Here is a 22,659-nt window from a genome sequence, read left to right as displayed (position 1 = left end):
CGTATTGGCTTAGCGCAGTCCACCACCTGCGGCCTGCTCCGCGCGTTGGATCAGCTCGATCTTGTAGCCATCGGGGTCGGTCACAAACGCAATCACCGTGGTGCCGCCCTTGACGGGGCCGGCTTCGCGCGTCACGTTGCCGCCAGCGGCCTTGATCTTCTCGCAGGCCGCATAGGCGTCAGGCACGCCCAATGCGATGTGGCCGTACGCGGTGCCCAGCTCGTAGCTTTCCACGCCCCAGTTGTAGGTCAGTTCGATCTCGGCCTGGCCGGGGTTGCCGCCCTCAAAGCCGAGGAAGGCGAGGCTGTATTTGTACTCGGGGTTTTCCGAGGTGCGCAGCACCTGCATGCCCAGCACGTGGGTGTAGAAATCGATGGAGCGTTGAAGGTTGCCAACGCGCAGCATGGTGTGGAGAAATCGCATGCCGGACATTGTGCCGCAGCCTGCGTTTACCCGGGGAGCTTGAGGTCAAACACCAGGCAGGTGGTGGTGGCATGGGCGTAGAGCGTGCCGTCGGGGCCATAGAGGCGAGCCTCGGCGGTGGCGAGCTGGCGGCCGCAGTGGATGACCTTACCTTCGGCGCGGATACGCTGCACCTTGGGGCCGATGGCCTTGACCAGGTTCACGCCCAGCTCGGCCGTGGTGTAGCCGCGCCCGGGCAACATCATGGTGTGCACGGCGCAGCCCAGCGCCGAATCCAGCAGCGTGGCGTACCAGCCACCGTGGATGCCGCCCATAGGGTTGAGGTGGGCCGGGCCGGGCGTGCCCTGGAACAACGCACGGCCTTCGGACACTTCCAGGATGGTGAAGTCCAGCGTCTTGGCAATGGCGGCGTAGGGCAGCTCGCCGCGCAGCATGGCCTGCATTTGCTGCAAGCCATTGAGCTGGGCAATCTGGTCCGGGCGGGCCACACCAGGGCCGGGGCCTGCGTTAAGGCGGACGACAACGGCTGCTTCTTCGGCCAGCCAGGCATCCAGGGCGGAGGGAGTGGTCATGGTGTTCATGGAAATCTCATCAATAGGGGGATTAACAATACATTGTTGCATATGCAACTGATGTAGATACAATAATTGACATGAAAACCCTTGTCAAGCCAACCGCTGTCGCAGATGTTCTCAAGCCGCAGGGCTGCACGAATCTGAAGCTGCGCCAGCTGATGCGCCGCGTGGCCCAGTACTACGACGTGGAGCTGGCCAAGACCGGCCTGAAGACCACGCAGTACTCCCTGCTCTCCCATGTGGTGAAGCTGGGGCCGATTCGCGCGGTGGACCTGGCAGGTGCCATGCGCATGAGCACCTCCACGCTGTCGCGCAACCTGCAGCCGCTCATTGCTGCCGGCTGGATTGAGGTGAACGCGGGCGACGACGCGCGCAGCCGCCTGATCACCGCTACTGATGCGGGGCAGACCAAACGCACCGAGGCGCAGCGCAAATGGCGCATTGCGCAAGAAGGCATCAACGCCACATTGGGCATAGCGCGCGTGCTGGCCATGCACACCCTGATTGACGAATCCCTGGAACTGTTATCCCCCTTGGAATCTGGAGACGACGATGTCTGATACCCCTACGACGACTTCCACGCCCCGCACGTTCGCCGTGTGGGTGGTACTGCTGGCTGCGGCCAGCGCCTTCGCCCTGACGATGGGCGTGCGCCAGACCATGGGCCTGTTCCTGAGTTCGCTCAACACGTCCACGGGTCTGGGCGTGGGCAGCATCAGCCTGGCGTTCGCGTTTGGCCAGCTGTGGTGGGGGCTGACGCAGCCGTTTGCCGGCGCCTTTGCCGACCGCGTGGGCGCGGGGCGCGTGCTGTTGCTGGGGGTGTCGCTGGTGGCGCTGGGCACGTTTATCACGCCCTTGATGACTACCACCGCTGGGTTGATCTTTGCCATTGGCGTGCTGGCCGCGGGCGGTGCCGGCATGGCGGGCCCCGCGGTGCTGATGGCCACCACCACGCGCCTGCTGCCCGCCAACAAGCGCGGCATGGCCACGGGCATTGTGAATGCGGGCGGATCCTTCGGCCAGTTCATCATGGCGCCCATTGCCGGTGCGCTCATGGTCAGCGTGGGCTGGGGCCATGCCATGCAGGTGATGGCGGGATTGGTGTTGATCGCGCTGCCCGCAGCCTTCTTCCTCAAGGGCAACAACGTGCAGGTGGCGGCACCTGGCGTCAAGTCCATGGGCACGGGTGACGCCGTGCGCCTGGCGCTGCGCACGCCCAGCTTTTTGCTGCTGGCTGCGGGCTTCTTTGTGTGTGGCTTCCACGTGGCGTTTCTGGCCACGCACTTGCCTGGCGTGGTGGCCGCGTGTGGACTCCCCACGCAGTGGGGCGCCTGGGCGCTGGGCATTCTGGGCTTGTTCAACATCGTGGGCAGCATCGCCATGGGCTGGGCCGTGGGCCGCTGGCGCATGAAGTCGTTGCTGTCGCTGGTCTACGGCGTGCGCGCCATCGCCGTGCTGGTGTTTTTGTTCGCCCCCAAGACAGGTCCTGTTGTGCTGGTGTTTGCCGCGGTCATGGGCGTGAGCTTTCTGTCCACCGTGCCACCCACGGCAGGCCTGGTGGCCAAGTTCTTTGGCACGGCCCACATGGCCACGTTGTTTGGCCTGGTGATGTTGACGCACCAGGTGGGCGGCTTCCTAGGCGCATTCCTGGGTGGCAAGATTTTTGATGCCACTGGCAGCTACAACTGGGTCTGGTACATCGACATCGTGCTGGCCGTGGGGGCTGCGCTGATCCACTTCCCGATCAAGGAAGCCAAGCTGGTGCGCCAGCCCGCGTAAACTCCGGCCGCATGAGCACCTTCACCAAAGTCATTCTGTTCACTGACACCGACGGTTTCGCCAAATTCCGCGAGGAGACGATCCCGCTGGACGGAGGCACGCCGCAGGCCATGTTGTCCGAAGTGTTTGCGTCCGGGGGCTACCAGTTACGCACCAGCCCGGTGGGCTTTCGCAGCCAGTTCCACTGCTCAGGCCACACGCAGTGGTGCTTCATCCTGCAGGGGCAGATGGAGATTGGTGTGCATGGCGAATCGCGCATCTTCAAACCTGGTGAACATTTCTACTCCGCCGACTTGCTGCCCGAAGGCGCCACATTCGATGCCGCCATCCACGGCCACTGGAGCCAGCAGGTGGGGCCGGATGCGCTGGTGACCTTGTTCGTGCGCGGCTAAACCCTGCTTGCAGCGCCTTGCAGTGCGCCTGACGGAATGCGTTGCACGCCGGGCCGTCCGGCCCGGACGGCCTGCACCAGCCCAGCCGCCACGTCGGTGACCAGGATGGAGCGGTAGTTGGCCGGAATCAGTTGTCCGAGCCAGCGCGACACCTTCAGCGCCAAGAGTTCACCGTTGCGAACGGGTTGGTTCAGCGAGGCCCGGTTGCCCGCCAGCATGGACGGCTGTGCGATGGAAACACTGGCGTAGCCGATGGAAGACACCGCAGCCTCCATCTCGCCCTTGGTCCGGTTGTAGAAAATGCCGGACTTGGGGTCGGAGCCCATGGCACTCACTACTCCTAATTTCGTAGCGCCTTGCGCATAGGCTGCGCGGGCTACAGCCACAACTGCCTCATAGTCGACGGCGCGGAAGGCCTGCTGGCTGCCCGCCACCTTGATGGTGGTGCCCAGACAAATAAAAACATCGTCGGTTCGCGGCAGCTCAGGGAGCGCCGCGAAGTCGACGATGTGTTGGGTCAGCTTGGGGTGTGTGAGGGGCAGCGTGCGCCGCCCCAGACTGTGTACCGCGCTAGTGTGCTTATCGGCTAGAAGAGCCGCCAGGACCTCGCGGCCCACGAGACCCGTTGCCCCCGCCACCAAAGCCACCCGAGCGGCCACCGCCGCCGAAGCCTCCGCCACCACCACCGTATCCGCCACCGCCATTGCCGCCTCCGTTGCGGTTGCCACCGCCGTAACTGCGGCGAGCGCCGCGCTCGGCCATCATATCCACGCTGGTGCGCATCGGGTCAGGTTGTCCTGCGGGTGCGCGGGGCGCACGGGGTTCGTTGGCAAAGCCAGCGGGCTGGCCCATGCCAGGACCGCGGCCGCGGCCTTGACCCTGGGGAGGGCGCGCGCCTTGCGGACGTGGGGGTTGGAATTCACCGCTGCGGTCGGCACCGCGGCCTTGGCCGCCGCCACCATTTCCACCACCGTTGCCACGTTGGCCCTGGCCGCCACGGCCGCCGCCGTTACCACCGTTACCACCGTTACCACCACCATTGCCACCGCCGCCGGCGCGTGCACCGCCCTGGCCGGCCTTGCTGTCACGCACGCGTTGCAGCATTTCGGTGCGGGCGGCTTTGGCAGCGGCCTGCATCACGTCACGGCTAGGTGGCTTGCCTGCGCCACCCCAGATGGTCTGGCGGCCCATGGCGATGGGTTCGCCCTTTTCGCCGGGCTCGGGGCCGAAGCCGTCGATGACCTTGACGTCAATCTTTTGCTTGGTGAAGCGTTCGATGTCCTGCATGAAGCCTTCTTCGTCCAGGCAGACCAGGTTCACCGCGGCGCCATCGGCACCGGCGCGGCCGGTACGGCCGATGCGGTGCACATAGTCTTCGCTGACGTTCGGGATTTCGTAGTTCACGACGTGTGGCAGGTCATCGATGTCAATGCCGCGGGCGGCAATGTCGGTGGCCACCAGGGCACGCACGTCGCCGCTCTTGAAGCCCGACAGCGCCTGGGTGCGGGCGGCCTGGCTCTTGTTGCCGTGCAGCGCCATGGCGCTGATGCCGTTTTTCTCCAGAAACTCGGCCACGTTGTTGGCGCCAAACTTGGTGCGGGTGAACACCAGCACCTGGCTCCAGTTTTGCTCGTTGATGATGTGGGCCAGCAGGGCCTTTTTCTTGCCACGGCCCACGGGGTGGATCACCTGGGTGATGCGCTGCACCGTGGTGTTGCGCGGGGTGACCTGCACGCTTTGCGGGTTCTTCAGCAGGCCATTGGCCAGCTCGCGGATTTCATCGCTGAAGGTGGCCGAGAACAGCAGGCTTTGCTTTTCCTTGGGTACCAGGGCCAGCACCTTCTTCACGTCGTGGATGAAGCCCATGTCCAGCATGCGGTCGGCTTCGTCCAGCACCAGCATTTGCACCTGGCCGAGGTCCAGCATGCCTTGTTGGGCCAGGTCCAGCAGACGGCCGGGGGTCGCCACCAAAATGTCCACGCCCTTTTTGACTTTGGAGATTTGCGGGTTCATGCCCACGCCGCCAAAGATGACGGTGGAGGACAGTTGCAGGTACTTGCCGTACTGGCGCACGGACTCTTCCACCTGGGCGGCGAGTTCCCGGGTGGGGGTCAGCACCAGGGCACGGATGCCAGTGCCGCCAAACTTGTTTTGCGCGCTGCGGCTCATGGAGAGGCGGTGCAGCAGGGGCAGGGTAAAGGCGGCGGTCTTGCCGGTACCGGTCTGGGCGCCGCCCAGCAGGTCATGGCCTTCCAGCACCAGCGGAATCGCCTGGGCCTGGATCGCGGTGGGGGTCTCGTAACCCTGCTCGCGCACGGCTTTGACAATGGCAGGGGCCAGTTTCAGATCTTCGAAGTTCATTGGATAGATGCGTCCGTCCGGGACGCTTGGGAATCGGCCGTTCTGCAGGCACCAGGGCCGGCAGTCAGTCAAAGGCAGATGGATTCAAAAGTGGGACGCCCTGTGTCGTGGGGTCCCCAGCAAGGTGCTGGTATTGCGGGCAACTGAAGCGCCGCAATGGGCCTATTGTCGCATGCTTGTGAGCAACTCCTCAAAATCTGGCCTTTCAGCACAATGGACACAGGCGTTACAGTGCCGTAACAACTTGTCACCAGGCTGGCGCGGCGGCCGGGGATGTGGAGAATGTCGGCACGATGAAAAAATACCTGTTGCGGCGGTTGGGGGTGGCCCAAGACCCGGGCCAAACCAAACCTTCGCTGCAAACTTGCATTGAAGCGGTGTTGGACCAAAGCGATGCCTTGATGGACGATGTGCTGTCCGGGTTGCAGTCAGCCATGTCGCCTGCCAACAACAAGAATCTGCACGCCGGGCGACACCCGGCACGCCGCGCCACGGTTGAGCTGCTCGTACTGCGCCAGGCCGAACTCAAGTCCATATTTTCCAAATCCCTGCGCGCTGCGGTGTATGGCGGAGATACGCAGCGACGCATCAGCCCGGCACGGGTCAAGTTCGACGATTTTCAGTTTCTCGAAGACGAGCAGATCGATGCCAACATCGAGCTGGCGCTGACCGAGCAAGAGGTCCTCTCCGCGGTGGAAGATGTGCTGCCCGCTCTGAATGCCTATGTCAGCAGCCTCTTGGGGTGGTCCAGCGTGCAGCCCCACCTGAACCCGATCAAGCCTGAAGCCTTTGTGTTTTCCCTGCGCGAGGCATTGGGCCAGTTGGTGCCCGAAGACGACGCCCGCGGCGCCGTGATGACCCCTGCGGCCGGCCTGCTGGGCGCGGCCCTGCACCAGCTGTACCGCGAGATGACGGATTGGCTGCGTTCCCAGGGAGTGGAACCGGTGGCTTCGGCCACCTCCAGCACCGGCCCGTTTGGCGGGCAGGTCAAAGTGGCCGAAAACTCGGTGACCCGCACCCTGCTGACGCTGGACAAATTGCGCCGCCTGCTATCGGGCGAGCTGGACCCCAGCGGCGCGGCCAGGGGTATCAAGGACTTCACCCATACCGTGCCCGCCTCCTTCCTGGCCCTGGAGGACATGAAGCTGGTGGAGCCCATGATGAAGCGCCTGGCGGAGCGCGCCAACCTGTCAGGCCGGGCGGCACCCAAAGCGAAGGCCCCTGGCAGGGAAGCGGTGAAAGAGGGCGTGCAAGGCCGGGCGCTGGGCCAGCAGTTGGGCGAAGAGGTGGTGCGCCTGATGCTGGAAAACCTGATGGAAGACCGCCGATTGCTAGCCCCGGTGCGCCAGGGGCTCAAAAGTATGGAGTCGGTACTTATTCGGCTTTCGCAATCTGACCCACGGTTCTTCAGTGAGAGAAAGCACCCAGCGCGCCTGTTTCTGGACAAGATCACCAACCGTAGCCTGGCCTTTACGTCCGTGGATGAGCCCGGCTTCAGTCGGTTCCAAAAGACCTTTGACAACGCGTTCAGCGTGTTGAGCGGGGGGGAGGGTGACGCCAACGCCTTTGCGCGCCTGTTGCGCAAACTCGAAGATGGCTGGACGCAGGATGAAAAAGTGCAACGCGCGCGCGCCGAAGAAGCAGCCCGTGGCCTGCTGCATGCCGAGCAGCGCAATTTGCTGGCAGAGCGCTTCAGCAAGGACTTTATCGAGCGCCTGAGCCGCAAGACCGTACCCGAGCTGGTGGTGAAGTTTTTGCAAGGCCCATGGGCCCAGGTGGTGGCAGAGTCGCAGCTGCGCTGTGCCGATGGCACGCAGGATGCGGATGGCTACCTGGCGCTGGTCGACGACCTAATCTGGAGCGTGCGTCTGCGCCTGGCGCGGCGCAACCGCTCGCGCCTGGTGGAGCTGGTGCCCCAAATGCTGGTGAAAATTCGCCAAGGCTTGCAGCTCATCGAATACCCGGAAGACCGCATTCCCGTCTTTTTCGATGGCCTGATTGCCGTGCACGAGCAGGTGTTTGAGAGTGCCAAGGCCGCTGCCGCAGTAGCTACCCCGGCAGATGCTATTCCCTCGGTGGTGTCCGATGCGCAGGAGGATGAAGACAGCGTGGCACCCGAGGCCGAGGGCTTCTGGATGGCCGAGAGTGAGGCCACCGATTCGGGCTTTTTGCGCGATGGCTTTGAGCCCCCACCCTCGCTGCCAGAGGTGGCTGAGGTGGCAGATCCAGCCCTTCAAACAGCCTGGGGCGCCGACACCTTGCAAACTGGGTCGTGGGTGGACCTGGCGCTGGGCGGTCAGTGGGTGCGTGCCCAGCTCACCTGGGCCAGCCCGCACCGCACGCTGTTCATGTTCATCTCCTCGGGCGGCCTGGCGCACTCCATGTCCCGCCGCACCATGGATCGGCTGCGCGGTCTGGGGCTGATCCACCTGGTGTCGGATGGCCACGTGATGGACAACGCGCTGGACGCGGTGGCCCAGGCGGCCCTGCGCAACGACCTCGGAAACGCTGCCGGCACCAGCTAATTCCGGGGCTGCCCGGCCCAAGCGGAGTGCGGCAGTCGATAATGTCGGTTTTCCCGCTGAAACAACCAGACTCGCAATGGCCCAATACGTTTTCTCCATGAACCGCGTCGGCAAGATCGTGCCGCCCAAGCGTCACATTCTTAAAGACATCTCTTTGAGCTTCTTCCCGGGCGCCAAAATTGGCGTTTTGGGGACCAATGGCTCCGGCAAGTCCACCTTGCTGAAGATCATGGCGGGCATCGACAAGGAAATCGAAGGCGAAGCCATTCCCATGGCAGGCCTGAACATCGGTTACTTGCCCCAAGAACCTCAGCTGGACCCTACCCAGACCGTGCGCGAAAGCGTAGAAGCGGGCATGGGCAAGGTGTTTGCCGCCAAGGCCCGCCTGGAAGAGGTGTACACCGCCTACGGCGCCGAAGATGCCGATTTTGACGCGCTGGCCGCTGAGCAGGCCGAACTCGAAGCCATCATCGCCACCGCCGGAACCGACTCCGAGCACCAATTGGAAATTGCCGCCGACGCCTTGCGCCTGCCACCGTGGGACGCCAATATTGGCGTGCTCTCCGGCGGTGAAAAGCGCCGTGTGGCGCTGTGTCGCCTGCTGTTGTCCAAGCCCGACATGCTGCTGCTCGACGAACCCACCAACCACTTGGACGCCGAATCGGTGGACTGGCTGGAGCAGTTCCTGCAGCGCTACCCAGGCACCGTGGTGGCCATCACCCACGATCGCTACTTCCTGGACAACGCGGCCGAATGGATTCTGGAACTGGACCGCGGCTCCGGTATCCCGTACAAGGGCAACTACTCCGATTGGTTGACCCAAAAGGGTGCCCGCCTGGAGGCCGAGCAAAAGGGTGAAGAAGCTCGCGCCAAGGCCCTGAAGAAGGAATTGGAATGGTCGCGACAGAACCCCAAGGCCCGCCAGGCCAAGAGCAAGGCCCGTCTGGCCCGCTTTGAAGAATTGAGCGACTTTGAATACCAGAAGCGCAACGAGACGAACGAAATCTTCATCCCCGTGGCGGACCGTCTGGGTAGCCAGGTGATCGAATTCAAGGGTGTGAGCAAGTCCTTTGGCGACCGCGTGCTGATTGACAACCTGAGCTTCAACATTCCCGCAGGCGCCATCGTCGGCATCATCGGCCCCAACGGTGCCGGTAAGTCCACGCTGTTCAAACTGATTGCGGGCAAGGAGAAACCAGATTCGGGTGAAGTCGTCATCGGCTCTACCGTCAAGATGGCCTTTGTCGACCAGCACCGTGATGACTTGTCCAACGACAAGACCGTCTGGGAAGACGTGTCCGGTGGACTCGATATCCTCAATGTCGGTAAATTCCAGATGGCCAGCCGCGCCTACTGCGGACGCTTCAACTTCAACGGCGCGGACCAGCAGAAGAAGGTTGGCATGCTGTCCGGTGGCGAGCGTGGGCGCCTGCATCTGGCCAAGACGCTGATTGCTGGTGGCAACGTGTTGATGCTCGATGAGCCGTCCAACGACTTGGACGTGGAAACCCTGCGCGCGCTGGAAGATGCGCTGTTGGAATTCGCCGGCACCATGCTGGTGATTTCCCACGATCGCTGGTTCCTGGACCGTATTGCCACGCACATTCTGGCCGCCGAAGGCGATAGCCAATGGACCTTCTTCGACGGCAACTACCAAGAGTACGAAGCCGACAAGAAGAAGCGGTTGGGCGAAGAGGGTGCCAAGCCCAAGCGCATGCGCTACAAGGCCCTGAAGTAATCCTGTTTATCCCGCCTGTGGAGTGCCCACGACATGACTGAGCCCACCCCCCAGTACGCTGCCCTGTACCAAGCCACGGTGAGGGAGGCGGCTGCGGGAGGCGGTGCCATCATGGGCAAGCTGATTGCGGCAGTGCGCAAATCGCTGCACGCCCGGGTTGCGGGTGCGCGCGACATGCGTGAGCGCGACGTGCATGAGGAGTCGCTCAAGCACCTGTTGGTGCAAGAGCCTGTGCTGCGCGCCCAGTATCCGCAGGTACTGGTGGAAGCCTTCAACAAGCCGGTGCCCTCCGCCAAGGCGCCCAGCCTATCCCTAGCCGAGGTGCACTTTGACCAGCTGGAGCTGATGGACGAAGTGCAGGTGCAGGAAAGCGTCAACATGGCGCGCGCCCAGCAAATGGCCATGCTGGCGGCGGAGGCCAGCCTGGCCGACCTCAATACCCTCATTTGTTCCACGCTGGGCCTGGCCACGGTGCGGCCTGAGCGCAACCCGTTGCGGCCCGAGATGTATCTGCAGGCTCTCAAGCACGTTGTGGAACGTCTGGCCGTGCCCGCGGCGGTGCGGCTGGACTGGCTGACCACCATGGGTGTGTCGCTGGGCGGCGAGCTGCGTGAGCTGTACACCAGCCTGTCACAGCACATGCGGTCTCAGGGCGTCGTCGCGGCAGGCTATGCCGTGGTGCCAACGCCTGGTGGTGGCACGTCCGGTAGCGGTTCTAAAGGTGTGACGGCACAGGCCATCAGCTCGGGCGCGCCGGGCAGTGCGGAGCGAGAAGCGCTGGTGGCCTCCGAGATGCGGGCTGCGCGGCGCGTGAGCGACCCGGCGTTGCTGACCCTGGACCGCTTGCGCCGCCTATTGGCGGGGGAGTTGGACCAACACGGCACACCGCACCGGGTGGCGGCCTTTGCCCAACAATTTGCCCGCGAGTTTGAAAGCGGTGGCATGCCCATGCCGGGATCGGACCAGGATTTCGACGCCACCATGCCGGCCGCTCTGGAAGCATTGACCGAAATGAAACAGGTGGACCGTGTGGTCCAGCGTCTGGAGCAGCGGCGCAGTGCGGGTACCCTGGTCGCCCCCAATGAAAAGGTGGCCCATGCGGCGCGGGAAGCCATACGCCGCAGTGCTGCGGGCATTGCGCAGGCCCTGAGCCTGGAGGTGATCAACCTGATGGTGGACAACATCGCCTGTGATCCACGCCTGGTGACACCGGTGCAGCAGGTGGTGTGGGGCCTGGAGCCCGCGTTGATGCGCCTGGCGCTGGTAGACCCGCGCATCTTTACCGACAAGCAGCACGCGGCCCGCGTCTTGGTGCAGGAGTTGACGCATCGCAGCCTGGCGTTTACTTCACCGCAGAGTCCGGGCTTCGCTGAGTTTTTCCAGCAGGTGCAAGACGCCCTGGCCCCCGTAGTCGACGCCGATATCACCAGTGCCGAGCCCTTTGAACATGCGTTGGCGGATTTGCGCCATCTGTGGGATGCCCAGGCCCGGCAACAGGAGGCCTCCCGTGCGCAGGCTGTGCGAGCCCTGCAGCAGGCCGAGCAGCGCAACCTGCTGGCTGAAAAGATTGCCCGCGAAATTGACTCCCACCCCGATGCGGCCAAGGTGCCTGAGGTGGTGATTGCCTTTCTCTGTGGTCCCTGGGCCCAGGTGGTGGCGCAGGCGCGCCTGCAGGGGGGAGCGGGTTCCAGCGTGGCGGACAAATACCAAGCGCTGATTTCGGCCACGTTGTGGAGTGCCCATCCGGACCTGGCCCGCATGAATGTGTCCAAGCTGACGCGTCTGGTGCCGCTATTGATCAGCACCCTGCGCGAAGGACTGGATACGATCCGCTACCCCGTTACCAAGACCAGCGTCTTTCTCGAAGCCCTGATGGGCTTGCACCAGCTGGCGTTTCGCGCAGGGGCCAAACCGGCGGAGCCGCAGGTCGCTCCTGTCGAGCCTGCAGCGGCCGTGGCGCGTACCCGACCGGTGGAAGATGGCGACCCCTGGGTGGCCCCCGAAGAGGCCCACGATTCCAATTTCATTGAACTGCCGGAGTCTGCGCAGAACGTTGAGTCTGCGACACCTGCCGGTGTCGCAGAAACCCCAGGCGCTGCATCGGCAGAGCCAGCCGCGGCAAGCACAGGTAGCTTGCCCCTGGGCTCATGGGTGGAACTGATGGTCGGTGAGCAGTGGGTGCGCACCCAGCTCACCTGGGCAAGTCCGCATGGCACGCTGTTCCTGTTTACCAGCAGTGCAGGTACGACCCAGTCCATGACGCGACGCACGCACGACAAGCTGGTGGCTGGTGGTCAGCTGCGCGTGATTTCGGGGCAGCCCGTGGTGGACGGTGCGCTCGACGCGGTGGCCCAGCAGGCTATGCGCAACAGCATGGACTCTACGCTCTAGGCCACTTTACGCAGCTTTGCCTGGGAGCTTGGCCTGCAGTTTTTGCCGCACCAGGCCAATGTGGTTGCGCAGGGTGTAGAGCTCGTCGGTGTACGACAGAGGCACGATCACCTTTTCTACCTTGGCTTCCAGGGCTTCCAGCTCTTCAAGGAGCGCGGGCGCCTGTTCGGTGTCCTTCTCCAGCCGCTCTTCAATCTCGCGCAGCTGGCCATACCAGCGGAACACGCGCGAACGCACCCGAAACGCATACAGCGGCGGCGCAATCTTGCCCAGCGGCAGCAGCACGGCGATGATGATGCCCATGGCCAGCCACATACGTTCGATCAGGTTGGACAGGGTGAACGGCAGGTAGCGCTGCAACGAGGGCGTGCCGTTGCGCAGCGTGCGCTCGGCTTCCGGAGCCAGCGGGTACTCGGCATTGGCTGCGTTGGGGTACTCGCGGGCGCGGTTGAACCAGCCGCCCTGGCCATGGACCTGCAACGCCGCCTGGGACAGCAGTTGGCGCAGGGCGGGGTGTACGCCGTCGCGCGCGAGCATGCTGGTGGTGGTAGCGATCAGGTGCACATCTTCTTTGGGCATGTTGCGCGCCAGATCCACAATGCCGTTGGGCAGCACGACCGGGCTGACAAAGGGCAGGCGCCGCGCGTAGGCCTCATTTTGCGAAAAATCCATGAGCCGGATGCCCGGCGTCTGCAGCAGCATTTGCACAATCGGCGCTTCTGGGGCGGAGGCAAACACCACGGCATCGAGCTGACCGTCCAGCAGTTTGACGGTGGCGGGGGTTTGCTCCAGTTGCGAGAGCTTGAGTGCGCGGGGTTCCACACGGTTCATGTCCAGCAAGGTTTGCATCAGAGTGGGCACGCCGCTGCCGGCGGCGCCCACATTGACGCGCATGTGGGTCAGCTGGGTGAGCGAGCTCAGGCGCCCGCTGTGGACCACGGACCGCGCGGATGCGGTGCGGTAGAACAGCCAGATGGGTTCGACAAAGAGGTTGCCCAGCGTCACCAGCTCTTCGGCTTCGTCATCGGGCACATTGCCATTGCCGGTGCCGCCTTGCACAAAGCCGGCGTCGGCCTGGCCGGTGCGCAGCAGGTTCAGATTGGCAGATGAGCCCTCACTGGGCAACAGCACCACTTCGATGCCGCTGGCGGCCAGGGCTTTTGCATAGCGTTTGCCCAGTTCGGCGTAGGCGCTTTGTTCGGGGCCGGTGGCCAGCGTCAGGCGTTTGGGCGGCATGGGGTCCAGCCACCAGTAGGCCAGCCACAGCAGACCCGCAGCCGCCAAAACCAAAGGGCTGGCCGAGGTCAGCAGGTCGCGCAGGGAGAGCAGGACGTGGCGTACGGAGCGGGGCAAAGATGGCATGGATGTGTGGTTAGAGGGGGTGTTCGGTGTAGAACCGCCCGCCGTGGAAGAGCAAGGGGGAGGCGCCTTGCCGGTGGCTGCAGCGTTCGACCTCGCCCACAAAAATCACATGGTCGCCTTCTTCGTAGCGGCTGCGGTTGAAGCACTCAAAGGTGGCGGCCGCCCCTTCCAGCAAGGGGGCTCCACCGGCGCCTGTGGTGAATGCCACACCAGCGTAGCGGTCGCCTTCGCGCGCGGCGAACTGGCGGGCCAATGCTTGCTGGTCGGCACCCAGGATGTTGATGGCGTAGTGCGAACCGGTGCTGAATGCGGCCATGGAGCCGGCCGTGCGTGCCAGGCTCCACAGCACCAGCGGCGGGGAGAGTGACACCGAGTTGAACGAGTTGGCGGTGAGGCCGACCAGGCTGCCATCGGGCGCGCGGGCCGTCACGATGGTCACACCGGTGGCGAACATGCCCAGGGCCAAGCGGAATTCAGCGGACGAGAAATTGGGGGGCACCGCGTGCTGCGGTGAGGGATGCGACGACATGCATGCAATTTAACTGGTTTTGACAGACTCCTGCGGTCGCCAATGGTTAAAACTCCAGTAACCAACGCCCCCTACAATCCGGCCTATGTACATTCGAACCTTGGTGGCGTGTATTTTTGCTATCGTTTCAATAGCTGCACGCGCAGATATGGCGAGGGCTTGCGCCGACTATTCTTCCAAAATCCCCAATGTGAGCCCCGGCATGTGCGAGGCGGCTGCATTGCACGACATGCAGGTGCGCTCGGTGCAGGGGCGCACGCTGTGGGGGCGTGACATCCAGCCGGCAGACGCCAACTTTCGCGTGCTGGTGGTCGGTGGCATCCACGGGGACGAGATGGCATCGAGTTCGCTGGTGTTCCACTGGATAGGCTTGGCCCAGACCCCGCCGTCGGACATGGCGCTCTCGGTGCACTGGCGCTTCATTCCGGCGCTGAACCCCGATGGCCTGTTTGCCCGGCCCTCACGCCGTACCAATGCGAATGGCGTGGACCTGAACCGCAACTTCCCCACGCCCAACTGGGCGCGTGACGCCCGCGAGTACTGGGAGACGCGCACCAAGCGCGACCCGCGCCGCTGGCCGGGCAACAAACCCTTGTCGGAGCCCGAGTCGCGCTTCCTGCTGGAGCAGATGGACAGTTTCAAACCCAATCTGATTGTCAGTGTGCATGCGCCGTATGGCGTGCTGGACTTTGATGGCCCCTCAGTGCCCCCCAGCAAGCTGGGCCGTCTGTACCTGGACCAGGTCGGCATCTTCCCAGGGTCACTGGGCAATTACGGGGGCATCCACAAGCGTGTGCCGGTGGTCACCATTGAGCTGCCCAGCGCTTCCCGCATGCCGCAAGAGGCGGAAACGCGGCAAATGTGGATGGACCTGCTGCGCTGGACCACCGACCGGCTGGGGCCCGCTCACGTGGCCGCTACGCAGTAAGGTTTAACGGTCCGGCGGGGTTGCACCCAGTTGGGCGCTGGCTTTTTCCAGCCAGATTTGCAGGTTGTCCAGCAGACCCTGCTGGCTGAACGAGCAACTCTCCTCCGAAAACAAGGCGCTGGATTCGAGCCGGTCCATGAGCTGCAGCAGCACCTCGCGGTAGCGGGGCCCCAGCGCGTCCAGCAGGGCGTGCTGGCTGCGTGCCAGGTCTGACAGACCATGCGCGCTCAGGGCGCCACTTCGCAGCTGGGCCAGCCCGGTGTTCAGGGCTTCCCATTGCAAACGTTCCGGTGCGTTCATCGCGTTTCAGTGGCCCAGGATCTTGGACAGGAAGTCCTTGCTGCGGTCGCTTTGCGGGTTGTTGAAGAACTCATGCGGCGTGTTTTGCTCCACGATCTGGCCTTGGTCCATGAATATCACGCGGTCGGCCACGGCCTTGGCAAAGCCCATTTCGTGGGTCACGCAAATCATGGTGATGCCCTGGCCGGCCATCTCGATCATCACATCCAGTACTTCCTTGATCATCTCGGGATCCAGCGCGCTGGTGGGCTCATCGAACAGCATGATCTTGGGGGTCAGGCATAGCGCGCGGGCAATCGCCACGCGTTGCTGCTGGCCACCGGAGAGCTGCAGCGGGTACTTGCTGGCCTGCTCGGCAATGCGCACGCGCTTGAGCTGTTCCATGGCCTTTTCTTCAGCATCTTTCTTGGGCATCTTGCCCACCCACATGGGCGACAGCGTCAGATTCTCCAGCACCGTCAGATGGGGGAACAGGTTGAACTGCTGGAACACCATGCCGACTTTCTTGCGCACGTCGTCGATGGCTTTCACGTCGTCGGTCAGTTCCACACCGTCCACGGTCAGGTGGCCCTGCTGGTGTTCTTCGAGACGGTTGATGCAGCGGATCAGGGTGGACTTGCCGGAGCCGGAGGGGCCACAGACCACGATGCGCTCGCCCTTGGTCACGGTCAGATCAATGTCGCGCAGCACGTGGAAATTGTTGCCGTACCACTTGTTGACTTTGTTGAAGGTAATGATGGGTTCAGACATATTCGTTCCTTAGCGGAGTTTGCTTTTGTTGACTTGCTTTTCAATCCACAGGCTGTAGCGCGACATGGAGAAGCAAAAGCCGAAATAGATCAGGGCGATGAACAGGTAGCCTTCGATCTTGAAAGGGCGCCAGTCTGCGTCCGAGTTCAGGGCCAGGCTCATGGAACCCGTGAGCTCGTACAGGCTCACGATGGTCACGAGCGAGGTGTCCTTGAAGGTGGAGATGAAGTTGTTCATGATGCCGGGCACCACCATGGCCAGGGCCTGGGGCAGCACGATCTTGCGCTGGGTTTGCCAGTACGACAGGCCCAGCGTGGCGGCGGCTTCGATCTGCCCCTTGGGCAGGGACTGCAGGCCACCGCGGATCACCTCGGCCATGTAGGCCGCGGCAAACAGCGTGATACCGGCCAGCACACGGATCAGCACGTCGATGTTGAAGCCCTGGGGCATCAGCAGCGGGAACATGAACGAGGCCATGAACAACACCGAGATCAGCGGCACGCCGCGGATCAGCTCCACGTAGATGGTGCAAAAGCTGCGGATGGCAGGCAGTGTGGAGCGGCGCCCCAGCGCGATCAGCAAGGCAATGGGGAAGGCCATGGCCATGGACAGGGAGGACAGCAGCAAGGTCAGCGGCAGGCCGCCCCAACGGTCGGTGTCCACACGGCTCAGGCCCAGCACGCCGCCGTACATCACCACAAAGAAGAAGCCCAGTACCGCGATCCAGGCCAGGCCCAGCCAGGTTTTCCAAAATATGCGCATGCAGCTCAGCACCAGCAGGCCCAGCAGCACCAGCGTGGCGACCAGCGGGCGCCACTGTTCCTCAAACGGGTAGCGGCCAAAGATGATGATGCGGAATTTCTCTACCACCACGCCCCAGCAGGCGCCAGCGCCCTCGGCGTGGCAGGCATCGAAGTTGGGCACCCACACCGCATGCACTAGGGCCCAGCTCAGGAGGCGTGGCAGCACGGCCAGCAGCACCGCGCCAATGATCACGGTGCCCAGCGTGGTCTTCCAGTCGCCAAACAGGTTGGTGCGGATCCACGCCACCAACCCTTCCGTTTTCACGGGGGCGGGACGCGCGGCAATGGGTTGAAAAGTCGTTGCGCTCATGTACGTCCCCTAGCGTTCTTTGATGGCGGAGCGGGTGTTGTACCAATTCATGCTGATCGACGTGAACAGCGAGGTGCTCAGGTACACCAGCATGATGATGGCAATGCACTCCACGGCGCGCCCGGTCTGGTTGATGGCCGTGTTGGCGATGGACACCACGTCGGGGTAACCAATGGCCACGGCCAGCGATGAGTTCTTGGTCAGGTTCAGAAACTGGTTGGTGACGGGCGGAATGATCACGCGCAGAGCTTGCGGCAGCATCACCAAGCGCATGGTCTGGCCACGGCTCAGGCCCAAAGCCGCAGCAGCCTCCGACTGACCCAGCGCCACGGACTGGATACCGCCCCGCACCACCTCGGATACAAAGGCCGCGGTGTAAATCGTCAGGCCCAGCAGCACTGAGAGGTACTCGGGTGTCAGCGCGCCGCCGTTTTCAATGGCAAAGTCGCCCTGCACGGGCATGTTCAGTGCGGTGGGGGCGCCGCCTAGCAGCCAACCCACAATTCCGGTGGCCACGATGATGGCAACCGGCACCCAGAACATGCTCTTGGGCTTGCCGGTTTTTTCGAACATGCGGTAGGCGTAGCGGCGATAGGCCCACGCCAGGCCCACACCGGCCAGCAGGCCCCAGGCGCCCAAGACATGGCCTGCAGCCCATTCGGGAATCGGGAAGTTCAGGCCGCCCTTGCTCAGGAAGAAAGGCCCGAGCACCAGCGGTTCGTTGGAGGCAGGCAGTACCTCGGTGAACATGAGGTACCACATCAACAGCTGCAACAGCACCGGTATGTTGCGGAAGAACTCCACATACACCGTGCACAGGCCGCGTATCAACGCGTTGCGCGAGAACCGGCCCACGCCAATCAGCGTGCCCAGAATGGTGGTGAGGATGATGCCCACCACGGCCACGCGCAGGGTGTTCACAAAGCCGACCAGGTAGGCGCGCCAGTAGGACTCGCCCGAGTCAAACGCAAACAGGCTTTCGCCGATGTCGAAGCCGGCGGGGCTGGACAGGAAATCAAAGCCGCTCTGGATGCCCCGCAACTTCATGTTGGTGGTGGTGTTGTGGGCCAGGTAAATCACGGTGACCAGCACCGCCACGACGGCGATGATCTGGTACACCAAACCACGGAACGCCTGGCTGCGCCAGGACCATGATTTTTTAGGAGGGGAGGAGGGTGTGGACATGTCGGCCCTTGTTGTCACGGAGAATTCGACCAACCAGTTGAAAAGGGCAGCGCATGGTGTCTGCGGCTGCCCTTTTGCGGTGCGAAACGCCGGGTCACAGCGTCTCGCATGGCCTGTTTAACGGACGGGAGGTGCGTATTGCACGCCGCCCTTGTTCCACAGGTTGTTCAAACCGCGTGGCAATTGCAGGGGCGACTTGGGACCCACGTTGCGTTCGAAGATTTCGCCGTAGTTGCCGGTGGTCTTGACGGCGCGTGCCAGCCATTCCTTGTCCAGACCCAGCAGCTTGCCGGTGTCTTCGGTGGAGCCCAGCAGGCGGCCCACGACGGGGTCTTTGCTGGTGGTCTTGAGGTCGTCCACGTTGGCGGCGGTCACACCGTACTCTTCGGCTTCCAGCAGACCGTAGATCACCCATTTCACAATGGTGGTCCACTCGTCATCGCCACGGCGCACCATAGGGCCCAGGGGCTCTTTGGAGATCAGTTCGGGCAAGATGATGTGGTCGGCGGGGTTTTTGGCGACCTTGTTGCGGGTGGAGGCCAGACCGGACGCATCGGTGGTGTACGCCACGCAACGGCCTGCGAAGTACGCGCCTTCAGCGGCTTCCAGCTTTTCAAACACGATGGGCTTGATGCCCAGGCCGTTGGCCTTGGAGTAATCGGTCAGGTTCTTTTCGGTGGTGGTGCCGGATTGCACGCACACGGTCTGGCCCTTGAGCTGCTTGGCGCTCTTGAGCTTGCTCTTCACGGGGACCATGAAGCCTTGGCCGTCGTAGTAGGTTACGGCAGTCTGGGTCAGGCCCAGAGAGGCATCACGGGTCAGCGTGAAGGTGGTGTTGCGCGACAGGATGTCGATTTCACCGGACTGCAGAGCGGTGAAGCGGGCCTGTGCGTTCAGCGGAACGTATTTCACTTTTTCGCCATCACCCAAAGTGGCGGCGGCTACTGCACGGCACACGTCCACATCCAGTCCGGTCCATTTGCCATTGGAATCCGCAGCACCGAAACCGGCCAGGCCCGTGTTCACGCCGCAGACCACTTGGCCACGCGCCTTGATGGCGTCCAGGGTTTTGCCGGCGTGGGCGGGGGCTGCGATGACAGCACCCAGCGCAGCCACGACGGTTGCCAGGGTCTTCAGTTTTTTGATGCTCATAAGTCAATACTCCAAATAAATGAATCAGCAGGGTGCACCAGAGCGGTGTCTGCGCCCCGATTCTGACGCTGAACTTTAGCGTCGCCCCCAAGCAGGGATCATCGGGGTTTACCATCGAGCCGCATGCAAAAAAGTAATAAGCTAATTCGTGCGCATGCCGCTCTGCGGTGAGTGCGTCAAGCAGAAAGCATGCCACTACCTCTCAGTCTTGCAAGCGGATACCGGGCTTTGGCTCTTCCGTACAGACAGATGCCGGCTGCACGTTTGGACCAAGTTGGTCGCTGCGGTGACAGGCGCGGTTTTCAAGCTGCGCGGCTTCACGTATCGTGCGCGCACAACAATACGGAGACACGGCACCATGAATCCCAGCGCGCACCATGCGGTGTGGCCCACGCGGCTACCCAAGCAGATCACCGTTCCTGCCACCTCCCTGTGGGACAACCTGGCCATCAATGCCCGCCGCTATCCGGACAAGGCCGCATTGATCTTCTTTGGCCGTGTCCTTACCTATGCCGCGCTGGCCGCCCAGGCTGAGCAAGTCGCCGCTTGGTTGCACGCCCAGGGCGTTGCCAAGGGCGACCGGGTGCTCCTCAATATGCAAAACTGCCCGCAGCTGGTCATCGCGCACTTTGGGATCCTGCGGGCCAACGCGGTGGTGGTTCCGGTCAACCCCATGAACCGGGCTGAGGAGCTCAAGCACTACATCACCGACCCCGACGTGCGCGTGGCCATCACCACCGCAGACCTGGCCCCTGAACTGGCCCGCGCCAGCGATGCCTTGCCCGAGGCCCAACGGCTGCAGCATTTGCTGGTCACCCATTTCACCGACGCCTTTGACCCCAGCGCAGGGGATGACGCGCCGCCAGTGGCCTGGACCGACTGGTTGCTCACCCGCCATGCATTGCCTGCATTGGCTGGTGGCCAGGTGCATGCCTGGCACGATATTCCCCAAGACGCCACGCCGCCCGCACTGCAGACGGGGTCTACCGATTTGGCCTTGTTGCCCTACACCAGCGGCACCACCGGCTTGCCCAAGGGTTGCATGCACACGCACGCCAGCATCATGCACAACGCCGTGTCCAGCGGGCTGTGGGGCAATGCCAGCATGGAGACCGTCACGCTCATGGTGGTGCCCATGTTCCACATCACCGGCATGGTGAGCCTGATGCACGCCAACATTTACATCGGCGCCACCATGGTGCTGATGCCGCGCTGGGACCGCGAACTGGCCGGCCAGCTGATCTCGCGTTGGCAGGTCAGCAGCTGGACCAACATCCCCACCATGGTCATCGACCTGATGGGCAGCCCCAACTTTGCGCAGTTCAACCTCTCCAGCCTGCTCTACATCGGCGGCGGCGGTGCGGCCATGCCGCAGGCCGTGGCCCAGCGCCTGCAAGAGCAGTTTGGCCTGCGCTATGCCGAAGGCTATGGCTTGACCGAAACCGCTGCGCCCAGTCACAGCAACCCGCCAGACCACCCCAAGCAGCAGTGCCTGGGCATCCCCTTCATGGGGGTGGATGCGCGCGTGGTGGACCCCGAAACCTTGCAAGACCTGGAAGGGGGTGAGCAGGGCGAAATCGTGGTGCATGGGCCGCAGGTGTTCCAGGGCTACTGGAAGAACCCGGACGCAACCCGCGCCGTGTTTTTTGAACGCGAGGGCAAGCGCTTCTTCCGCACCGGTGACCTGGGCCATGTGGATGCGGACGGCTACTACTTCATCACCGACCGGCTCAAACGCATGATCAATGCCTCGGGCTTCAAGGTCTGGCCCGCCGAGGTGGAGGCGCTGATGTACCGCCACCCGGCCGTGCAAGAGGCCTGCATCATCTCCATGCAGGACAGTTACCGCGGCGAATCGGTCAAGGCCGTGGTGGTGCGGCGTGCCAGCCACGCCAGCACCACCGAGGAGGACATCATTGCCTGGTGCCGCGACACCATGGCGGTGTACAAGGTGCCGCGCATGGTGCAGTTTGTCGACGCCCTGCCCAAGAGCGGCGCAGGCAAGGTCATGTGGCGCCTGCTGCAGGACAATGAACGCCGCTCTTCCACCTGAACACGCAAGGAGTTCCCATGTTTGAAACCGCCATTGCCGGTAGCCTGCCCAAACCCTCCTGGTTGTCGGAAACCGAAAAACTCTGGCCGCAGTGGAAGCTGGCCGGCCCCGAACTGCAGCAGGCCAAGGCCGATGCCACGCTCTTGTGGATCAAGGAACAGGAGGACGCGGGGCTGGACGTGGTGGGCGACGGTGAGCAAAGCCGCCAGCACTTTGTGCACGGCTTTCTGGAGCAGGTGGACGGCATCGACTTTGAGAACAAGGTCACCATGGGCATCCGCAACAACCGCTACGACGCGCAGGTGCCGCAGGTGATTGCTGCACTGCGCCTCAAGGGCCGCGTGCATGCGTTTGAAGCGCAGCTGGCCCGCGCCCACACCAAGAAGAAGCTGAAGTTCACCTTGCCCGGCCCACTGACGATTGTGGACACCGTGGCCGACCGTTTCTACGGCGACCGCAAGACCATGGCGTTTGCCTTTGCCGAGTTGCTGAACCAGGAAGCGCTGGCGCTGCAGGCCGATGGCGTGGACATCATCCAGTTCGACGAGCCCGGCTTCAACGTCTACATGCAGGACGCGGTGGACTGGGGCGTGCAGGCGCTGGAAATTGCCGCGCGTGGCCTGACCTGTACCACCGCCGTGCACATCTGCTACGGCTACGGTATCAAGGCCAACAACGACTGGAAAGAAACGCTGGGCCAGGAATGGCGCCAGTACGCGCAGGTGTTTCCCGCGCTGGCGGCCAGCAGCATTCAACAGGTGAGCCTGGAGTGCTACCACTCCCATGTGCCGCCGGACCTGATGGCGCTGCTCAAAGACAAAGACGTGATGGTGGGCGTGATCGACGTGGCCAGCGAGGTGATCGAAACGCCCGAGCAAGTGGCCGACACCATTGGCATCGCGCTGCAGCATGTGCCCAAAAACCGCATCTTCCCCTGTACCAACTGTGGCCTGGCGCCCATGAGCCGCGAGGTGGCGGTGAAGAAGCTCGAAGCGCTGGCGAAGGGCGCGGCGCTGGCGCGGCAGCGCTATGGGGCGGCTTGATAGCCAAATGGGCCTCTGGCCCACGTGGAATATGCGCGAGCAGCTACTAAATTGGTAGCG

The 22,659-nt window shown here is 63.2% G+C and carries 20 protein-coding genes; 9 read left to right on the top strand and 11 right to left on the bottom strand.

Translation table 11 applies throughout. The features are described from left to right. Positions 1-9: 9 nt before the first annotated feature. A complete protein-coding gene (gene gloA, locus AC1DZ5_RS00235; protein WP_477884860.1) occupies positions 10-423 on the bottom strand; it encodes a lactoylglutathione lyase in 414 nt (137 codons plus the stop codon). Between the two features lie 26 nt (positions 424-449). Beyond that, complete coding sequence (locus AC1DZ5_RS00230) at positions 450-995, bottom strand: PaaI family thioesterase (protein WP_477884858.1); 546 nt, start codon at positions 993-995, stop codon at positions 450-452. An 80-nt stretch (positions 996-1,075) separates the two neighbouring features. Between AC1DZ5_RS00230 and AC1DZ5_RS00225 the strand changes: the two genes are divergently transcribed. From AC1DZ5_RS00225 to AC1DZ5_RS00215, 3 genes are read left to right on the top strand one after another with little or no spacing between them, the layout of a single operon-like run. Then, positions 1,076-1,558, top strand: coding sequence for a MarR family winged helix-turn-helix transcriptional regulator (locus AC1DZ5_RS00225; protein ID WP_477884856.1), 483 nt, complete (start codon positions 1,076-1,078; stop codon positions 1,556-1,558). Continuing rightward, complete coding sequence (locus AC1DZ5_RS00220) at positions 1,551-2,777, top strand: MFS transporter (RefSeq protein ID WP_477884854.1); 1,227 nt, start codon at positions 1,551-1,553, stop codon at positions 2,775-2,777. Before AC1DZ5_RS00225 ends, AC1DZ5_RS00220 begins: the two co-directional genes overlap by 8 nt. 11 nt (positions 2,778-2,788) lie before the next feature. Further along, entirely contained in the window at positions 2,789-3,169 is a 381-nt protein-coding gene (locus AC1DZ5_RS00215; protein WP_477884852.1) for a cupin domain-containing protein, read from the top strand. On the opposite strand, the gene AC1DZ5_RS00210 is transcribed toward AC1DZ5_RS00215, so the two are convergent. Next, positions 3,166-3,786 (bottom strand): Rossmann-fold NAD(P)-binding domain-containing protein, encoded by a 621-nt coding sequence (locus tag AC1DZ5_RS00210; RefSeq protein WP_477884850.1) that lies wholly within the window; start codon positions 3,784-3,786, stop codon positions 3,166-3,168. The two genes, AC1DZ5_RS00215 and AC1DZ5_RS00210, sit on opposite strands and share 4 nt — an antisense overlap. Then, positions 3,749-5,530, bottom strand: coding sequence for a DEAD/DEAH box helicase (locus AC1DZ5_RS00205; protein WP_477884848.1), 1,782 nt, complete (start codon positions 5,528-5,530; stop codon positions 3,749-3,751). Before AC1DZ5_RS00205 ends, AC1DZ5_RS00210 begins: the two co-directional genes overlap by 38 nt. Positions 5,531-5,823: 293 nt before the next feature. Here AC1DZ5_RS00205 and AC1DZ5_RS00200 point away from each other — a divergent pair, with 293 nt between their 5' ends. From AC1DZ5_RS00200 to AC1DZ5_RS00190, 3 genes are all read left to right on the top strand, one after another. Then, entirely contained in the window at positions 5,824-8,055 is a 2,232-nt protein-coding gene (locus AC1DZ5_RS00200; protein ID WP_477884846.1) for a DUF1631 family protein, read from the top strand. Positions 8,056-8,131: 76 nt separating this feature from the next. Further along, on the top strand, positions 8,132-9,793 hold the full coding sequence (gene ettA, locus AC1DZ5_RS00195; protein WP_310344753.1) for an energy-dependent translational throttle protein EttA: 1,662 nt from the start codon (positions 8,132-8,134) through the stop codon (positions 9,791-9,793). A 33-nt stretch (positions 9,794-9,826) separates the two neighbouring features. Beyond that, positions 9,827-12,184 (top strand): DUF1631 family protein, encoded by a 2,358-nt coding sequence (locus AC1DZ5_RS00190; RefSeq protein ID WP_477884844.1) that lies wholly within the window; start codon positions 9,827-9,829, stop codon positions 12,182-12,184. A 6-nt stretch (positions 12,185-12,190) separates the two neighbouring features. Here AC1DZ5_RS00190 and AC1DZ5_RS00185 read toward each other — a convergent pair whose 3' ends face one another. Next, positions 12,191-13,546 carry a TAXI family TRAP transporter solute-binding subunit gene (locus AC1DZ5_RS00185; RefSeq protein WP_477884842.1) on the bottom strand — a complete coding sequence of 452 codons (1,356 nt, stop codon included), beginning with the start codon at positions 13,544-13,546 and terminating at the stop codon, positions 12,191-12,193. 10 nt (positions 13,547-13,556) lie between these two features. Further along, positions 13,557-14,075 carry a flavin reductase family protein gene (locus AC1DZ5_RS00180; RefSeq protein WP_477884840.1) on the bottom strand — a complete coding sequence of 173 codons (519 nt, stop codon included), beginning with the start codon at positions 14,073-14,075 and terminating at the stop codon, positions 13,557-13,559. Between the two features lie 85 nt (positions 14,076-14,160). Between AC1DZ5_RS00180 and AC1DZ5_RS00175 the strand changes: the two genes are divergently transcribed. Further along, entirely contained in the window at positions 14,161-15,003 is an 843-nt protein-coding gene (locus AC1DZ5_RS00175) for a M14 family murein peptide amidase A (protein ID WP_477884838.1), read from the top strand. 3 nt (positions 15,004-15,006) lie between these two features. Here the strand turns inward: AC1DZ5_RS00175 and AC1DZ5_RS00170 are convergent, their stop codons facing one another. From AC1DZ5_RS00170 to AC1DZ5_RS00150, 5 genes are all read right to left on the bottom strand, one after another. After that, positions 15,007-15,303 (bottom strand): hypothetical protein, encoded by a 297-nt coding sequence (locus tag AC1DZ5_RS00170; RefSeq protein ID WP_477884836.1) that lies wholly within the window; start codon positions 15,301-15,303, stop codon positions 15,007-15,009. Positions 15,304-15,309: 6 nt separating this feature from the next. Beyond that, complete coding sequence (locus AC1DZ5_RS00165) at positions 15,310-16,053, bottom strand: amino acid ABC transporter ATP-binding protein (protein ID WP_477884834.1); 744 nt, start codon at positions 16,051-16,053, stop codon at positions 15,310-15,312. A 9-nt stretch (positions 16,054-16,062) separates the two neighbouring features. Next, positions 16,063-17,166, bottom strand: a complete 1,104-nt coding sequence (locus AC1DZ5_RS00160; protein WP_477884832.1) for an amino acid ABC transporter permease — start codon at positions 17,164-17,166, stop codon at positions 16,063-16,065. A 9-nt stretch (positions 17,167-17,175) separates the two neighbouring features. Beyond that, entirely contained in the window at positions 17,176-18,351 is a 1,176-nt protein-coding gene (locus AC1DZ5_RS00155) for an amino acid ABC transporter permease (RefSeq protein WP_477884830.1), read from the bottom strand. A gap of 117 nt (positions 18,352-18,468) precedes the next feature. Beyond that, positions 18,469-19,503: an amino acid ABC transporter substrate-binding protein gene (locus tag AC1DZ5_RS00150; protein ID WP_310344773.1), complete on the bottom strand. Its 1,035-nt coding sequence runs from the start codon at positions 19,501-19,503 to the stop codon at positions 18,469-18,471. A 358-nt stretch (positions 19,504-19,861) separates the two neighbouring features. Here AC1DZ5_RS00150 and AC1DZ5_RS00145 point away from each other — a divergent pair, with 358 nt between their 5' ends. Together AC1DZ5_RS00145 and AC1DZ5_RS00140 are read left to right on the top strand one after the other, a co-directional pair. Next, positions 19,862-21,556 (top strand): long-chain fatty acid--CoA ligase, encoded by a 1,695-nt coding sequence (locus tag AC1DZ5_RS00145; protein WP_477884828.1) that lies wholly within the window; start codon positions 19,862-19,864, stop codon positions 21,554-21,556. Between the two features lie 17 nt (positions 21,557-21,573). Then, positions 21,574-22,599, top strand: a complete 1,026-nt coding sequence (locus AC1DZ5_RS00140) for a methionine synthase (protein WP_477884826.1) — start codon at positions 21,574-21,576, stop codon at positions 22,597-22,599. The last annotated feature ends 60 nt before the right edge of the window (positions 22,600-22,659 follow it).

The sequence above is a fragment of the Rhodoferax sp. P1_F3 genome, from assembly GCF_056405715.1.
This window is presented reverse-complemented; position numbering and strand designations above follow the sequence as displayed.

Excerpts from the sequence above, each read along its gene's own strand:
- AC1DZ5_RS00230 (WP_477884858.1), bottom strand. The coding sequence starts at position 995 with ATGACCACTCCCTCCGCCCTGGATGCCTGGCTGGCCGAAGAAGCAGCC.
- AC1DZ5_RS00190 (WP_477884844.1), top strand. The coding sequence starts at position 9,827 with ATGACTGAGCCCACCCCCCAGTACGCTGCCCTGTACCAAGCCACGGTG.
- ettA (WP_310344753.1), top strand. The coding sequence starts at position 8,132 with ATGGCCCAATACGTTTTCTCCATGAACCGCGTCGGCAAGATCGTGCCG.
- AC1DZ5_RS00185 (WP_477884842.1), bottom strand. The coding sequence starts at position 13,546 with ATGCCATCTTTGCCCCGCTCCGTACGCCACGTCCTGCTCTCCCTGCGC.
- AC1DZ5_RS00150 (WP_310344773.1), bottom strand. The coding sequence starts at position 19,503 with ATGAGCATCAAAAAACTGAAGACCCTGGCAACCGTCGTGGCTGCGCTG.
- AC1DZ5_RS00200 (WP_477884846.1), top strand. The coding sequence starts at position 5,824 with ATGAAAAAATACCTGTTGCGGCGGTTGGGGGTGGCCCAAGACCCGGGC.
- AC1DZ5_RS00205 (WP_477884848.1), bottom strand. The coding sequence starts at position 5,530 with ATGAACTTCGAAGATCTGAAACTGGCCCCTGCCATTGTCAAAGCCGTG.
- AC1DZ5_RS00170 (WP_477884836.1), bottom strand. The coding sequence starts at position 15,303 with ATGAACGCACCGGAACGTTTGCAATGGGAAGCCCTGAACACCGGGCTG.
- AC1DZ5_RS00220 (WP_477884854.1), top strand. The coding sequence starts at position 1,551 with ATGTCTGATACCCCTACGACGACTTCCACGCCCCGCACGTTCGCCGTG.
- AC1DZ5_RS00225 (WP_477884856.1), top strand. The coding sequence starts at position 1,076 with ATGAAAACCCTTGTCAAGCCAACCGCTGTCGCAGATGTTCTCAAGCCG.
- AC1DZ5_RS00175 (WP_477884838.1), top strand. The coding sequence starts at position 14,161 with ATGTACATTCGAACCTTGGTGGCGTGTATTTTTGCTATCGTTTCAATA.
- AC1DZ5_RS00155 (WP_477884830.1), bottom strand. The coding sequence starts at position 18,351 with ATGTCCACACCCTCCTCCCCTCCTAAAAAATCATGGTCCTGGCGCAGC.
- AC1DZ5_RS00215 (WP_477884852.1), top strand. The coding sequence starts at position 2,789 with ATGAGCACCTTCACCAAAGTCATTCTGTTCACTGACACCGACGGTTTC.
- AC1DZ5_RS00180 (WP_477884840.1), bottom strand. The coding sequence starts at position 14,075 with ATGTCGTCGCATCCCTCACCGCAGCACGCGGTGCCCCCCAATTTCTCG.
- AC1DZ5_RS00160 (WP_477884832.1), bottom strand. The coding sequence starts at position 17,166 with ATGAGCGCAACGACTTTTCAACCCATTGCCGCGCGTCCCGCCCCCGTG.
- AC1DZ5_RS00145 (WP_477884828.1), top strand. The coding sequence starts at position 19,862 with ATGAATCCCAGCGCGCACCATGCGGTGTGGCCCACGCGGCTACCCAAG.
- AC1DZ5_RS00140 (WP_477884826.1), top strand. The coding sequence starts at position 21,574 with ATGTTTGAAACCGCCATTGCCGGTAGCCTGCCCAAACCCTCCTGGTTG.
- gloA (WP_477884860.1), bottom strand. The coding sequence starts at position 423 with ATGCGATTTCTCCACACCATGCTGCGCGTTGGCAACCTTCAACGCTCC.
- AC1DZ5_RS00165 (WP_477884834.1), bottom strand. The coding sequence starts at position 16,053 with ATGTCTGAACCCATCATTACCTTCAACAAAGTCAACAAGTGGTACGGC.